Genomic DNA, 13,330 nt, shown 5'->3' on the forward strand with positions numbered 1-13,330 from the left:
TTAAGGATCGATTGACCGATCCGGTGGCTGGTGTAAAAAGGGTTCCATATTCATTATGGAGCCCTTTTTAAATGGAACTTTATCAGGCACCTGGCATTATCAACGCCACCACTCCAGAGCGTGCCCGTAGTCTCGCCGACCTCATTCCCCCGGCGCTTATTCAGCAGGCACTCACGCTGACCGATACCGTCACTTTGCGTAAACGCAAACTCCCTCTCGGGTCGATGATTTGGCTTGTCGTAGGGATGTCCATTTTCTGCGACCGTCCAATGACAGAAATCGTAAATCTGATGGATATCACTGACCGTACTGGCCCCCCTTTTACCGCCCGGAGTGCTGTCATTCAGCGCCGTAAAACTCTGGGAGAGAACGCTGTGCGGGAGCTTTTTGATATCACCCGGCAGTACTGGAATCAACAGGCAGTGCATCCACAATGGCACGGACTGAACCTCTTTGCTGTCGATGGCGTGGTCCGGCGTACCGCAGATACACCGGAAAACAGAGCCGCCTTCAGTAAACACACCAGTCAGTATGGCGAAGGGGGTTATCCTCAGGTACGTATGGTTTGTCTGATGGCGCTGAGCAGCCATCTGATCACAGCCTGTGCTTTCGACAGTGAAAATATCAGCGAAATGAGGCTGGCTGAGCAACTGACAGAGAAAGCGCCGGATAACAGTATTACCCTGTTCGATAAGGGATTTTACCCGATGGGCCTGCTCCATCACTGGCAGACATCAGGAGAAAACCGGCACTGGTTGTTGCCGTTGAAAAAGAATACACAATATCGGGTGGTTCGCCGTCTGGGCCGGGGAGATGAACTGGTGTGCCTGAAAACCAGCCCGCGAGCCCGGAAGCACTGGCCAGGGGGCCCGGAAGAAATAGTGGGAAGACTGCTGACCCGCAGGGTGGACGGAAAAGAGAGGCAGGAGCTGTGGGGGGGTCTGCTGGCGTATAAGCTGGTGCAATATCAGATGGTGCAGATGGTGTTCCATCTGAAGGGAGATGATTTGCCTAACCAGCTTAGCTTCAGTGGAGCGATAAGCGAAATAATCCGGCTACTGATAACCCAGCCGTGGGCCTCACCGGGAAAAATGCCGGGCGAAATGAGAACGCTGTATGAACAAGCGAAATGGCTGATATTACCGGGGAGAAGGGAGCGAAGTTACCCGCGGGAACTCAGGGTAAAGACCAGAAAATATCCGGATAAAAAGGTTGCTGGTCACCTTAAGTGACCAGCATTAACCTGATGGTCGCCTTTTTTATTTACAGCAGCTCTCGCGCCGCCGAAACAATATCATGCGCCGTCAGGCCGTACTCCTTCTGCAGGAAATCCTGAGTCCCCACCTGGCCGTAACGCTCTTTAACACCCACTCGACGCATCGGTACAGGACAGGTTTCTACCAGCACTTCCGCAACGGCTGAACCCAGCCCATTATGAATACTGTGGTTTTCACAGGTCACGATGCGCCCGGTTTTCTCGGCATAATTTTTCACCAGCATCCGGTCGATGGGTTTCAGGGTAAACATGTCGATCACTGCCGCACTGACCCCTTCCTGCTCCAGTTGACGTGCTGCTTCCAGCGCTTCCGCCACCATGATGCCATTGGCAATAAGGGTAATATCATTCCCTTCACGCAAAACGTTTCCTTTGCCGATGGTAAAGGTTGAGCCAGGGGCATAGACACTTGGCGCCTGTTTACGGATGGTGCGAACCCAATAGAAGCCTTCGAGGTCGATAAGCTGGCGCAGCACATCCTCAAACATCACCGCATCGGTCACTTCCAGCACCACCGAATTCGCCAGACCGCGCACAATGCCCATATCCTCAAAGGACATATGCGTTCCGCCGTTGTGACAGGCCGTAACGCCAGCATCCGAGGCAATCACCTTCACGTTGTTGCGCTGGTAATCGAGCGACATAAATAGCTGGTCGAAACAACGACGGCTGGCAAAGGCGGTAAAGGTGTGGACGAATGGCTTGCGCCCGGTGAGCGACAGCCCTGCCGCTGTGCCGATAACATTGGCCTCCATGATGCCGCAGTTAATCACATGCTGCGGGTAATCGCGCGCCACACCGTCCATCGCCATAGAGCTCATCAGATCCGCTTCGAGGGCAATAATCTCGCTCCCGGCTTCAATCTGTTTCGCCACAAAGCCCGCGTAGACTTTACGCATCTCAACGGTATCTTTCTGTCCTGCAGGTGCGACCTTAATCATGTGAAGCCTCCAGTTGGCGAATCGTCTCGTTAAGTGCGGCTTTACTCTCATCGGTCAGGCGCAAATGGTGCGAGTTGCTTAACTGCTCCAGATAAGGAACGCCCTGCCCTTTGATGCTATCGAGAATAACGATCAGTGGGCGGGCATCGGCTGCCGGAATCCGTGAAGTGACTTCCAGCAACATTGGGATATCGTCCCCTTTGACCGTCACCACCTCATAACCAAAGGCACGGAATTTCCCTTCCAGGTCGAACGCGCAAATAATGTCGTCCAGCTCACCGTCAAGCTGCTGTTTATTCCAGTCCACAAATACCGTCAGATTGTTTAAACGGTGATGAGCAATAAACTGGAACGCTTCCCAGCACTGGCCTTCGTTCAGCTCACCATCACCCACAATGCAAAATACCCGGTTGGGCCGCCCCGCCAGCTTATGCGACAGTGCCATTCCTCCTGCGATGGAGATCCCCTGCCCCAGAGAACCTGTGGTGGCATCCACGCCGCGGGTTTTCAGACGGTCCGGATGGCTTGGCAGACGCGTTCCATTCTGGTTCAGCGTGCTCAGCTCTTCTACCGGGAAGTAGCCCTTAATGGCGAGAGTGCTGTACAGCGCCGGGCCGGCGTGGCCTTTCGACAACACAAAATAGTCGCGCTCTGGCCAGTCAGGATCGGCCGGGTCAATCTTCATCACTGCGCCGTAGAGTACAGCCAGAGTTTCGACCACCGACATACTGCCACCGTAGTGACCAAAACCCAGTTGCGTCAGCGATTTCAGTGTCTCCAGGCGAATCTCACGCGCAAGATGGGTTATCTCATTCACATTCATGATTTAGCTCCGGTGTTTTCCTGCGCGTTACTGCCCGCAGATTTATTTTTAGCGAACACGTTGTACGCCACCAGCACTGCGAACAACGCAACAACCAGTCCCGTAATAGCAAGCGGCGACAGGAAGCGCGCGAGGTTACCCAGTACAATCCCGACAGCACCGAAATCAGCATCCGAGAAGGTAGTATTGGCAAAACCAATCGCGCCAAGTACAGGTAGCAGCAAGACCGGCAGGAAGGTGATCAGTAAGCCGTTGGCGAACGCGCCTATCATCGCCCCACGACGTCCGCCAGTGGCGTTACCGAACACACCCGCCGTCGCACCGGTAAAGAAGTGTGGAACAACGCCAGGCAGGATCAGCACCCAACTAAACTGACCGCAGATAAACAGTCCGACCAGACCACCGAGGAAGCTGAACAGGAAGCCAATCAGTACCGCATTAGGCGCATAGGGATAGACGACCGGGCAGTCCAGCGCAGGACGTGCATTTGGAACCAGTTTTTCCGAAAAACCGGTAAAGGCAGGGACAATTTCCGCCAGAATCAGGCGTACACCTTGCAGGATAATGAACACGCCCGCAGCGAAGGTAATGGCCATGATGATGGCGTAAACCAGGTAGTTCTGACCGCCACTGAAGGTCGCCTCAACGTATTCACGCCCGGCGCTTACGGCCATGATCAGGTAGATAATCATCATTGTCAGCGAGATGGAGATAGAACTGTCACGCAGGAAGCTCAGGTTCTTCGGCAGGTTCATCTCTTCAGTAGAACGCGAACCTTTGCCGAATTTACTGCCAATCCAGCCGGAAAGCACATAACCCAGCGTACCGAAGTGACCAAAGGCGATATCATCATTACCCGTAATGCGTTTCATGTAACGCTGAGCCAGTGCCGGGAAGAACGCCATCACCAGACCTAAGATCAGCGAGCCGGTAAACACCAGGCCGACACCTTCAAAGCCTGCAACGGTCAGGATCACACCAATCATACACGCCATATAGAAGGTGTGATGCCCGGTCAGGAAGATGTACTTCAGACGGGTAAAGCGCGCGACAATAATATTCGCGACCATCCCGAAAGCCATAATTAATGCCGTAGAAGCACCGTATTTTTCCAGCGCGATAGAAACAATCGCTTCATTATTGGGAATAATGCCCTGAATAGTAAAGGCATGCTCAAACATCCCGCCTAAAGGATTTAATGATCCGACCAGTACAGTTGCGCCACCGCCCAGAACAATAAAGCCCAGAATGGTTTTAATTGTGCCTTTTACCACATCAGAAAATGCCTTCTTCTGTGCTACCAGTCCAATTAAGGCAATTAACCCCACCAGCACTGACGGGACTTTTAATATATCAACAACGAAATTCAGCGTTTCAAGGATAAACATATCCGCCTCGCTATAATCAGGGTTATTGTCTTGAGAACCAGGCGCGTAACTGCGCTTCGAGTTCATTAATATCGATGATGTTGTTGATCACCACCAGTTGGCTTTCTGGCACACTGGCACTGGCTGCAATATCTTTCGCCATCACAAAAAGATCCGCTGCGCCTGGGGTAGCAGAAGAGAGATCTGAATGTTCAACCTCTGCCTCAATGTCCAGTTTCTTCAACACCTTTTTAATATTCATTTCGACCATGAAACTACTGCCAAGGCCCGAACCACAAATTGCCATGATTTTCATTATTATCCCCTTTTTTGAGTACAGTTCGTCCCCATCATGCTGACGCATAATGTTGTGACTTATCGGTGTGAGTAATTAAATCAGAAGCGGTCGATAATTTTTTTAATGTCCTCCAGGGTATTAGCCTGATGTAATTCAGCCATATCATCATCGCTGGAAAATAACTCTGCCAGAGCAGAAATCATTTCAATATGACTGTGTTTATCTGGCGCAGCCAGCATCACAATCACATCGACGGGATCAAACTCTCCAGCACCAAATGAAACTCCCTGTTTAAGTTTTAATAATGACAGGCCGAGTCCTTTTGCCCCTTCTTCAGGCCGCGCATGCGGCATGGCTAGCCCTGGTGCCAGCACATAATACGGTCCTAATTTATGGTGTTGCTCAACAATCGCGGTGACATATTCCGGCAATATCACCTGCATATCCAGTAGCGGTTTAGCACAAATCTCCAGCGCCTGTGGCCAGCTCTCCACGCTCTCCTGAAGTGTGATGGTTGTATCATATATCCAATTTTTGAGCATTTTGCACTCCTGGCATGACGCAAAAGATGAGCAAACTTTATTCAACAGTTGAATCATTGGCTGCGATCAAGATCACAAAGATAGCGCTACCAATCTTTAACATTCAGAATTGTGATAGCGCTATCAAATTACAATCATCGCGTGAAATCACAGCAAATAAAGGGATTTAAGGCGTATACTGCCTTCCACGTGAAGCGAAGGATGATAATAAAAACGCGTCCTGTCAGCAGGAAGGTGTATGTCTCTAACCCGAAAACGGCGAAGTACCGGTAAAGTGACAATTGCCGATGTCGCGCAACTTGCCGGAGTGGGCACGATGACCGTGTCCCGTGCGTTACGCACGCCTGAACAGGTTTCCGATAAACTGCGTGAAAAAATTGAAGCTGCTGTGCAGGCGCTGGGGTATATGCCGAACCTGGCAGCCAGTGCGCTGGCGTCGGCCTCATCATGGACGATTGCCATGGTCGTCCCAAATCTTTCCGAGGCGGGTTGCTCGGAGATGTTTGCCGGATTGCAACAGGTGCTGCAGCCTGCCGGATACCAAATCATGCTGGCGGAATCTCAGCACCGTCTAGAACAAGAAGAAAAGTTGCTGGAAACACTGCTTGCATCGAATATTGCAGCAGCCATTTTGCTCAGTGTCGAACACACCGACACGGTACGCCATTGGCTGAAAAATGCTTCGATACCGGTGATGGAAATGGGCGCCATGCGTGCCGATCCCATTGATATGAATATCGGTATTGATAACGTGGCAGCGATGTATGAATTAACAGAAATGTTGATTCAACGCGGTTATCAGAACATCGGCCTGCTGTGTGCAAACCAGGAGCAATGGATTTTCCAGCAACATTTGCAGGGCTGGTACAAAGCCATGCTGCGCCATCACATGTCACCAAACAGGGTGATTAATGCCGCCATGCCACCTAACTTCTCCACGGGTGCAGCTCAACTGCCTGAATTTTTGTTGGCGTGGCCAGAGCTTGACGCCCTCGTGTGCGTGTCCGATGAACTGGCGTGCGGCGCATTGTACGAATGCCAGCGCAGACGAATCAAAGTGCCGGACGATCTGGCCGTTGTAGGGTTTGGAGATAGCGATGTCAGCCGCGTCTGTCAACCGCCATTAACAACCATGGCCGTACCACACCGTAAGATTGGTATCGAAGCAGGACGCGCGTTGCTGGAGCGCTTGAACGACGGAGACTGGCGCGATCAGAAAACCATCGCATCCAGCCTGTGTTTACGGGAAAGCTGTTAAGGCTTATTCAGCCTCTTCTTGTTTCTCGGTTTTTGCGGATTCGTTATTAGCATTACGGCTCATCCACAATGCCAGCGCTTTTAACGAGTCCGGCGTGAATTCGTCACAACGCGCAGTGATCTCTTCTGGCGTCATCCAGCTCACTTCACTGACTTCTTCTTCCTGAAGTGCAAACGGCCCGTGGGAGACACAGCTGAACAGTCCTCCCCAGACACGGCAGTTTGGATCTTCAAAATAGAACTGCCCGTGCTCGGCAAATGGAACCCCTGCAATACCTAACTCTTCTTCGGCTTCGCGACGGGCTGAATCCAGTAAAACTTCATCGGCCTGAACCACGCCTCCTGCAGTAGCATCCAGCATACCTGGGAGAAAATCCTTCGTTTCCGTACGTCGCTGCACCAGGATTTTGCCCATACCATCATGGACAACAATATATGTTGCGCGGTGGCGCAAGCGTTCGGCCCGCATCTGTTCGCGACTTGCCTGTGCTATCACTTCATTGTCTTCACTGACAATGTCAACCCACTCTGTACTTGCCAAATGACTCTGCTCCACCATCGGGGAAACCTTCTCGTCTAAGCGCTCTTTCGGCGCGTTTGCAGTTGGGGTGTAACTTACGGATTAATCGCTACCTGCGCAATAACTTGCTGATCATTAAGTGCGATAACGCTGAGCATATTCTCGTCCAGCATGCCGTAGCTCGCCGGGTATCCCCCTTTGGGAATGCTAACTGAGCCGGGATTAAAGTAATAAATATCCCCGCGTTTTTCAGCGACCGGAATATGAGTATGGCCGTAAACCAGAACATCGCCAGCGACCAGCGCAGGCAGGTTATCAGGGTTAAAAAGATGACCGTGGGTCAAAAACAGACGTGTTTTTTCCAGCAAAACCTGCTGCCAGGGAGCGGTAATCGGGAATTGCAGCAGCATCTGATCGACTTCGCTGTCGCAATTTCCGCGAACGGCGATAATGCGCCCCGCAACCGTATTAAGCGCCTCAGCCACCTGCGCAGGGGCATACCCTTCCGGCAGCGCATTACGCGGCCCATGGTTTAACACATCGCCCAGAATAACCAGCCACTGCGCTCCGCTTTGTGCAAACAGAGAGAGAACACGCTCTGCAGCGGGCAGCGATCCGTGGATATCCGATGCAAACATCAGTTTCATCAGTCACTCCTTCGAAAAACAGACTGCCCTATCATACCGCAACAACCCGGGCTTATCAGCCAACACGCTTAGCGGAGAGTGCCACATAGCGCTGCACTGACGCACGTTGCCACTGGAAGTTTGCATAATCAACCAACACCTGGGGAACCTCGTCTCCATTGAGCACCAGTCGATTCAGCATCAGAGCCAAATCCACATCGGCAATACACCATTCGCCAAACAGATTGGGGTTGCCATGTGAAAGCAGTGCTGTTGCTGTTTCCAATAATTTATTGGCACTTTCCTGACCCGCTTCACTTAATGCGGCTTTTTTCGCACCAGCAAACACCACATCCGTAGAACGTTCAGCACGAATTGGCAGCAAATCGCTGCGCAGCCACGCCTGAATCTGACGTGCGCGCGCACGTTTTTGTAGGTCATGAGGATAAATACGTTCCCATTCTGGCGGAGCAAAACGGTCTTCCAGATACTCGGCGATGGCAGAGGATTCACTCAGTTCAAATCCCTCAATCTCCAGCACGGGCACTCGTCGGGTCAGTGAGTAGCCCCGCCACTCAGGTTTGAGATGGTCGCCGCAGTCAAGATCAACGGTTTTCAGCGTGAACGACAGCCCTTTTTCGGCCAGTGCCACATAGGCACTCATGACATAAGGGGAATAGAAATTCGCATCGGACCACAAAGTGATGGCGGGTTGGTTCATAACGTCCTCATAAGCTGATCGGTTTTCAACCAACATATAATCTCTTTGTCCCGCTGTCACTTGATGAAAACTCACGATTTACAACAAGCACCTATACTCGTTTTATCACCTCTTTTTTTGCTATGACAGGAGTTGAGAATGATAGACCTCTATTATGCCCCTACCCCTAACGGTCATAAGATCACCCTCTTTCTGGAAGAAGCAAATCTGGATTACCGGATCATTCGAATTGATATCAGTAAAGGGGATCAGTTCAGGCCGGATTTCCTCGCCATCTCACCCAATAACAAGATCCCCGCCATTATTGATACCGAGCCGGATGATGGCGGCACACCGTTGAACCTGTTTGAGTCAGGCGAAATTTTGCTCTATCTGGCAGAAAAAAGCGGAAAACTGCTGAGCGGAGAACTACGCGAACGCCACCACACGCTGCAATGGCTTTTCTGGCAAACCAGCGGGCTGGGGCCCATGCTCGGACAGAACCACCACTTTAATGCTTTCGCCCCGCAACCTATCCCTTACGCTATAGAGCGTTACCAGGTTGAGACGCAACGGCTTTACGGGGTAATGAACCGGCGTCTTGAGAAATCCCCCTGGCTTGGCGGCGATCATTACAGCATTGCCGATATCGCCTGTTGGCCATGGATCAACGCCCATGAGCGTCAGCGTATTGATCTAGCAACCTACCCTGCGGTGAATAACTGGTTCGAGCGGATAAGAACCCGCCCGGCCACCGAGCGAGCCATGCAAAAAGCGCAGCAGATTTAAACATGTGTCCGGTTGGGCGCGTGTGATGTCATCATGTATTATGGAGAAAATAACAACACGGAGTAGACCTGCAATGTCGCAGCATGACGCTATTATTCGCATTAAAAACTTACGCTTACGCGCGTTCATCGGTATCAAAGACGAAGAGATCGCGAACCGTCAGGATATCGTTATCAATGTCATCATCCACTACCCGGCAGACAAGGCGCGGGCCAGCGAAGACATCAATGATGCGCTGAATTATCGCACTATTACTAAAAGCATCATTCATTACGTTGAAAACAACCGCTTCTCTTTACTGGAAAAATTAACTCAGGATGTGCTCGATATCGCACGCGAACATCATTGGGTCACATATGCTGAAGTAGAGATCGATAAACTTCACGCGCTGCGTTATGCCGACTCCGTCTCCATGACGTTAAGCTGGCAGCGCCAGGCATAAACCTGGAGGTTGTATGAAGATTCTGCTGACCGGCGGCACAGGTCTGATTGGACGCCACCTCATTCCGCGTCTGCATGCGCTAAAACACGACATTACCGTGGTCACCCGCAGTCCGGAAAAAGCACGTCAGGTGCTGGGGGCGGGCATCGACATCTGGAAAGGACTGACTGAGCAACAGGATCTGGACGGCTTTGATGCCGTCATTAATCTTGCAGGCGAACCCATCGCCGACAAACGCTGGACGGAAGAGCAAAAGCAACGCTTGTGTAGCAGTCGCTGGAATATCACGGAAAAACTGGTTGAGCTTATCCGTAACAGCCACACTCCGCCGTCGGTATTTATTTCTGGCTCGGCTGCGGGATATTACGGCGATCTCGGCGAAGTAGTGGTGACGGAAGAAGAGCCTCCGCACAACGAATTCACCCACAAGCTCTGCGCCCAGTGGGAGCGCATTGCCAGTGCAGCACAGAGCGATAACACCCGCGTCTGCCTTCTGCGAACCGGTGTCGTCCTCGCCCCTAAAGGTGGCATTCTGGCCAAAATGCTTCCCCCCTTTAAGTTAGGGCTGGGGGGGCCAATCGGAAATGGCCGCCAGTATCTGGCCTGGATCCATATTGATGACATGGTAAATGGCATTCTTTGGTTGCTTGATAACGATCTTCGCGGCCCGTTCAATATGGTCTCCCCGTATCCTGTTCGTAATGAACAGTTTGCTCACGCGCTCGGGCATGCGCTGCATCGCCCGGCGATATTGCGCGTGCCTGCTACAGTCATTCGGCTGTTAATGGGAGAATCGTCTGTGCTGGTGCTGGGTGGTCAGCGTGCGTTGCCAAAGCGGCTGGAAGCCGCCGGATTTGCCTTTCGCTGGTATGACTTAGAAGAAGCGCTGGGGGATATGGTGGGTAAAACCTGACAACAGGTTATGGTAAAGTGATACGCCAACCCCTTCGTATGACGGCGTAATCATGGCTACCATCACCACACCCAGGCTTCACCTCACCCCTTTCGAACCCTCTGACTGGGCATTCTTCCGCACGCTGCGAGAAGACCATGCCATCATGCGCTATATGGCCGCCATCGCCCCGGAAAAAGAGACCCGACGCTTGTTCGCTGCGCGTCTTGCCGCGCCGCATATTTTTGTTATTCGTCTTCATGATGATGCCACACCGCTGGGCGATATCGGCCTGCAAATCAGCCCTGAGAATCGTGAAGAGGCGGATATCGGTTATACCGTCGTGCCTGCTGCTCAGGGAAAAGGGATTGCCAGCGAGGCGTTACGTGCGGTGTGTGAGTATGCATTTAACCAGACGGGCGTGAAGGCGATTAACGCCTATGTGCTGGCGGATAACGTCGGTTCTGTGCGGGTGTTAGAGAAGGCCGGGTTTGTACGTACTCAGGTGCTGGAAAAAGCGTATGAGATTGACGGGGTTCGGTATGACGACTGGGTTTACCGGCTGGAGTGTGGTGCGATCTGATCCCCTCACCCCGGCCCTCTCCCACCGGGAGAGGGGGAAAGCAAAAACTACTTCAACGATCCTTTCAGGAACTGCTGCAAGCGTGGGCTTTTCGGGTTTGCCAGCACCTCATCCGGATGCCCCTGCTCTTCAATTTTACCCTGATGCAGGAAAATAACGTGGTTCGAGACGTTACGGGCGAAGCCCATTTCGTGTGTCACCACCACCATCGTTTTCCCCTCTTCGGCCAGTTTCTGCATAATACGCAGAACTTCACCAACCAGTTCAGGATCGAGTGCTGAGGTAGGTTCATCAAACAACAATACTTCTGGCTCCATCGCCAGCGCACGAGCGATAGAAACGCGCTGCTGCTGACCACCGGACAAATGCACCGGATATTTCATCTGCTGGCGTTCGTCGATCCCCACTTTCGCGAGATATTTCACCGCCCGTTCACGCGCTTCAGTTTTACTTAACCCCAGCACCTGGATTGGCGCTTCCATCACGTTCTCCAGCACCGTCATGTGGCTCCAGAGGTTAAAGTGCTGGAACACCATCGTCAGGCGCGTACGCAGCAGGCGTAGCTGATGTTTATCCGCGACCTTGAGTTGACCGTCTTTATCACGCACCAGGTTGATGTTCTGCCCACTCACCACAATTGAACCTTCACTCGGTTTTTCGAGGAAGTTAATGCAGCGCAGGAAGGTACTTTTCCCTGAACCTGATGAACCGATAATACTGATCACATCGCCTGCATTAGCCTGTAGCGACACCCCTTTCAGCACTTCATGTTCGCCGTAGCGTTTGTGCAAATCGATAACGTTTAATTTGTTCTCAGCCATCATAATTCTCAGTGCGTCGAAGACGGTTTTACATGCTGCAACCAGCGTTTTTCAGCCTTACGGAACAGGCTAATCAGGACATACGAAATAATCAAATACAGGACTGCCGCGATGCCGAATGCGGTGAACGGCTGATAGGTTGCCGAGTTAATATCACGGGCAATTTTCAGCAAATCCGGCACGGTGGCTGTAAATGCCAGGGCGGTAGAGTGCAGCATCAAAATCACTTCGTTGCTGTAGGCAGGCAAAGCGATACGCAGCGCGGACGGCAAAATGATGCAACGATAAAGTTTCACCGAAGAGAAACCGTATGCGCGTGCCGCCTCAATTTCACCGTAAGGCACAGAGCGAATCGCCCCGGCAAAAATTTCGGTGGTATATGCACAAGTATTCAGCGTTAACGCCAGCACCGTACAGTTCAGGCCACTGCGGAAGAAAGCATTGAGCATTTCCGTGCCTTTCACAATCTCCAGCGTGTACATGCCCGAATAGAACACCAGCAACTGCACATACAGTGGTGTACCGCGGAAAATGTAGGTAAACAGCCAAATCGGGAAGCGAATAAATTTATTGTTCGACACGCGACCGATGGCCATAAATATCGCCAGCACACCGCCCATCGCCACAGAAGAAATTAGCAGCCACAGCGTAATCGCCACGCCCGTGAAGCGATAACCATCTGTCCACAACAGTGATTTCCAGTATTCCTGAATAATTTCAATCACAGGTCAGCCCTCTTCACACCCACGGAGTAGCGACGTTCGAGCAGAAGCAGCACACCATTGGAAACGGTCGTAAAGACCAGATAAATCACACCACACACCACCGCAAAGTAGAACGGCTCCCAGGTACTCTTACCCGCCAGTTGCGTGGCTTTCACCACGTCTTCGAGACCAAGCAGCGAAACCAGCGCCGTCGCCTTAAGAATGACTTGCCAGTTGTTACCAATACCCGGTAAGGCATAGCGCATCATGGCTGGAAACATAATGCGGCGGAATGTTTGCGAGGAGGTAAACCCGAAAGCAGTTGCCGCCTCGATGTGTCCTTTCGGAACGGCCATATATGCGCCACGAAAGGTTTCAGTGAAGTAAGCCCCGTAGATAAAACCAAGGGTAATAATGCCCGCGACCATGGGATCAATATCCCACTGCGCGAAGCCCAATGCATCCGTTACGCTGTTAAGCACAATTTGCAGGCCGTAAAAAATTAACAGCATCAGCACCAGGTCAGGAACACCACGAATCAGGGTGGTATAGGCTTCAAAAATCAAAGCCATCACCCGATTGGCAGAGAGTTTCGCCCCCGCGCCCGCCAGGCCTATCAGCACAGCCAGCACCACGGAACTGAGAGCCAGTTCGAGGGTGACAAGCGCGCCTTGTAAAATAACGCCAGAAAATCCGTACAGCATACCGCGTGCCCTGTCGTGTCGTGAGTAGTGAAACCGTGTCTTTTC

Annotated in this window: 17 protein-coding genes; 6 read left to right on the forward strand and 11 right to left on the reverse strand. The window is 51.9% G+C overall.

The genetic code is table 11. The annotated features are described in order from the left end of the window. Nucleotides 1–71: 71 nt before the first annotated feature. On the forward strand, nt 72–1,232 hold the full coding sequence (locus HV346_RS15840) for an IS4 family transposase (RefSeq protein WP_181620236.1): 1,161 nt from the start codon (nt 72–74) through the stop codon (nt 1,230–1,232). Nucleotides 1,233–1,263: 31 nt separating this feature from the next. On the opposite strand, the gene HV346_RS15845 is transcribed toward HV346_RS15840, so the two are convergent. From HV346_RS15845 to HV346_RS15865, 5 genes are all read right to left on the reverse strand, one after another. Further along, nucleotides 1,264–2,217: a transketolase family protein gene (locus HV346_RS15845; protein ID WP_181620237.1), complete on the reverse strand. Its 954-nt coding sequence runs from the start codon at nt 2,215–2,217 to the stop codon at nt 1,264–1,266. Beyond that, entirely contained in the window at nt 2,210–3,040 is an 831-nt protein-coding gene (locus HV346_RS15850; protein WP_181620238.1) for a transketolase, read from the reverse strand. Before HV346_RS15850 ends, HV346_RS15845 begins: the two co-directional genes overlap by 8 nt. Beyond that, nucleotides 3,037–4,428, reverse strand: coding sequence for a PTS ascorbate transporter subunit IIC (locus HV346_RS15855; protein WP_181620239.1), 1,392 nt, complete (start codon nt 4,426–4,428; stop codon nt 3,037–3,039). Before HV346_RS15855 ends, HV346_RS15850 begins: the two co-directional genes overlap by 4 nt. A gap of 22 nt (nt 4,429–4,450) precedes the next feature. Then, on the reverse strand, nt 4,451–4,723 hold the full coding sequence (locus tag HV346_RS15860; RefSeq protein ID WP_181620240.1) for a PTS sugar transporter subunit IIB: 273 nt from the start codon (nt 4,721–4,723) through the stop codon (nt 4,451–4,453). Nucleotides 4,724–4,803: 80 nt separating this feature from the next. Next, nucleotides 4,804–5,247: a PTS sugar transporter subunit IIA gene (locus tag HV346_RS15865; RefSeq protein WP_181623810.1), complete on the reverse strand. Its 444-nt coding sequence runs from the start codon at nt 5,245–5,247 to the stop codon at nt 4,804–4,806. A gap of 238 nt (nt 5,248–5,485) precedes the next feature. On the opposite strand from HV346_RS15865, the gene HV346_RS15870 reads away from it, so the two are divergent. After that, nucleotides 5,486–6,505, forward strand: coding sequence for a LacI family DNA-binding transcriptional regulator (locus tag HV346_RS15870; protein WP_181620241.1), 1,020 nt, complete (start codon nt 5,486–5,488; stop codon nt 6,503–6,505). Between the two features lie 3 nt (nt 6,506–6,508). Here the strand turns inward: HV346_RS15870 and yfcD are convergent, their stop codons facing one another. From yfcD to yfcF, 3 genes are read right to left on the reverse strand one after another with little or no spacing between them, the layout of a single operon-like run. Continuing rightward, entirely contained in the window at nt 6,509–7,063 is a 555-nt protein-coding gene (yfcD, locus tag HV346_RS15875) for an NUDIX hydrolase YfcD (protein ID WP_181620242.1), read from the reverse strand. Between the two features lie 56 nt (nt 7,064–7,119). Further along, nucleotides 7,120–7,671: a phosphodiesterase gene (gene yfcE, locus HV346_RS15880; RefSeq protein WP_181620243.1), complete on the reverse strand. Its 552-nt coding sequence runs from the start codon at nt 7,669–7,671 to the stop codon at nt 7,120–7,122. A 55-nt stretch (nt 7,672–7,726) separates the two neighbouring features. Further along, nucleotides 7,727–8,371, reverse strand: a complete 645-nt coding sequence (gene yfcF / locus HV346_RS15885) for a glutathione transferase (RefSeq protein WP_181620244.1) — start codon at nt 8,369–8,371, stop codon at nt 7,727–7,729. Nucleotides 8,372–8,509: 138 nt separating this feature from the next. Between yfcF and yfcG the strand changes: the two genes are divergently transcribed. The 4 genes from yfcG (at nt 8,510) to HV346_RS15905 (ending at nt 11,056) form a co-directional block, all read left to right on the forward strand. Next, the gene (yfcG, locus tag HV346_RS15890; RefSeq protein ID WP_181620245.1) at nt 8,510–9,139 is read left to right on the forward strand and encodes a GSH-dependent disulfide bond oxidoreductase; all 630 of its coding nucleotides are present in this window, start codon (nt 8,510–8,512) and stop codon (nt 9,137–9,139) included. A 73-nt stretch (nt 9,140–9,212) separates the two neighbouring features. Continuing rightward, entirely contained in the window at nt 9,213–9,581 is a 369-nt protein-coding gene (gene folX, locus HV346_RS15895; protein ID WP_181620246.1) for a dihydroneopterin triphosphate 2'-epimerase, read from the forward strand. Nucleotides 9,582–9,594: 13 nt separating this feature from the next. After that, the gene (locus HV346_RS15900; RefSeq protein ID WP_181620247.1) at nt 9,595–10,494 is read left to right on the forward strand and encodes a TIGR01777 family oxidoreductase; all 900 of its coding nucleotides are present in this window, start codon (nt 9,595–9,597) and stop codon (nt 10,492–10,494) included. Nucleotides 10,495–10,546: 52 nt separating this feature from the next. Continuing rightward, nucleotides 10,547–11,056, forward strand: a complete 510-nt coding sequence (locus HV346_RS15905) for a GNAT family N-acetyltransferase (RefSeq protein WP_181620248.1) — start codon at nt 10,547–10,549, stop codon at nt 11,054–11,056. Nucleotides 11,057–11,103: 47 nt separating this feature from the next. Here HV346_RS15905 and hisP read toward each other — a convergent pair whose 3' ends face one another. From hisP to HV346_RS15920, 3 genes are read right to left on the reverse strand one after another with little or no spacing between them, the layout of a single operon-like run. Further along, the gene (gene hisP, locus HV346_RS15910) at nt 11,104–11,877 is read right to left on the reverse strand and encodes a histidine ABC transporter ATP-binding protein HisP (protein ID WP_181620249.1); all 774 of its coding nucleotides are present in this window, start codon (nt 11,875–11,877) and stop codon (nt 11,104–11,106) included. 8 nt (nt 11,878–11,885) lie between these two features. After that, a complete protein-coding gene (locus HV346_RS15915; protein ID WP_181620250.1) occupies nt 11,886–12,602 on the reverse strand; it encodes an ABC transporter permease in 717 nt (238 codons plus the stop codon). Then, entirely contained in the window at nt 12,599–13,285 is a 687-nt protein-coding gene (locus tag HV346_RS15920) for a histidine ABC transporter permease HisQ (RefSeq protein WP_181620251.1), read from the reverse strand. The genes HV346_RS15915 and HV346_RS15920 overlap by 4 nt, the downstream gene beginning before the upstream one ends. Nucleotides 13,286–13,330 lie beyond the last annotated feature (45 nt).

This window comes from Enterobacter sp. RHBSTW-00994 (assembly GCF_013782625.1).
Taxonomy (GTDB): domain Bacteria; phylum Pseudomonadota; class Gammaproteobacteria; order Enterobacterales; family Enterobacteriaceae; genus Enterobacter.

Excerpts from the sequence above, each read along its gene's own strand:
- HV346_RS15840 (WP_181620236.1), top strand. The coding sequence starts at position 72 with ATGGAACTTTATCAGGCACCTGGCATTATCAACGCCACCACTCCAGAG.
- HV346_RS15845 (WP_181620237.1), bottom strand. The coding sequence starts at position 2,217 with ATGATTAAGGTCGCACCTGCAGGACAGAAAGATACCGTTGAGATGCGT.
- HV346_RS15850 (WP_181620238.1), bottom strand. The coding sequence starts at position 3,040 with ATGAATGTGAATGAGATAACCCATCTTGCGCGTGAGATTCGCCTGGAG.
- HV346_RS15855 (WP_181620239.1), bottom strand. The coding sequence starts at position 4,428 with ATGTTTATCCTTGAAACGCTGAATTTCGTTGTTGATATATTAAAAGTC.
- HV346_RS15860 (WP_181620240.1), bottom strand. The coding sequence starts at position 4,723 with ATGAAAATCATGGCAATTTGTGGTTCGGGCCTTGGCAGTAGTTTCATG.
- HV346_RS15865 (WP_181623810.1), bottom strand. The coding sequence starts at position 5,247 with ATGCTCAAAAATTGGATATATGATACAACCATCACACTTCAGGAGAGC.
- HV346_RS15870 (WP_181620241.1), top strand. The coding sequence starts at position 5,486 with ATGTCTCTAACCCGAAAACGGCGAAGTACCGGTAAAGTGACAATTGCC.
- yfcD (WP_181620242.1), bottom strand. The coding sequence starts at position 7,063 with ATGGTGGAGCAGAGTCATTTGGCAAGTACAGAGTGGGTTGACATTGTC.
- yfcE (WP_181620243.1), bottom strand. The coding sequence starts at position 7,671 with ATGAAACTGATGTTTGCATCGGATATCCACGGATCGCTGCCCGCTGCA.
- yfcF (WP_181620244.1), bottom strand. The coding sequence starts at position 8,371 with ATGAACCAACCCGCCATCACTTTGTGGTCCGATGCGAATTTCTATTCC.
- yfcG (WP_181620245.1), top strand. The coding sequence starts at position 8,510 with ATGATAGACCTCTATTATGCCCCTACCCCTAACGGTCATAAGATCACC.
- folX (WP_181620246.1), top strand. The coding sequence starts at position 9,213 with ATGTCGCAGCATGACGCTATTATTCGCATTAAAAACTTACGCTTACGC.
- HV346_RS15900 (WP_181620247.1), top strand. The coding sequence starts at position 9,595 with ATGAAGATTCTGCTGACCGGCGGCACAGGTCTGATTGGACGCCACCTC.
- HV346_RS15905 (WP_181620248.1), top strand. The coding sequence starts at position 10,547 with ATGGCTACCATCACCACACCCAGGCTTCACCTCACCCCTTTCGAACCC.
- hisP (WP_181620249.1), bottom strand. The coding sequence starts at position 11,877 with ATGGCTGAGAACAAATTAAACGTTATCGATTTGCACAAACGCTACGGC.
- HV346_RS15920 (WP_181620251.1), bottom strand. The coding sequence starts at position 13,285 with ATGCTGTACGGATTTTCTGGCGTTATTTTACAAGGCGCGCTTGTCACC.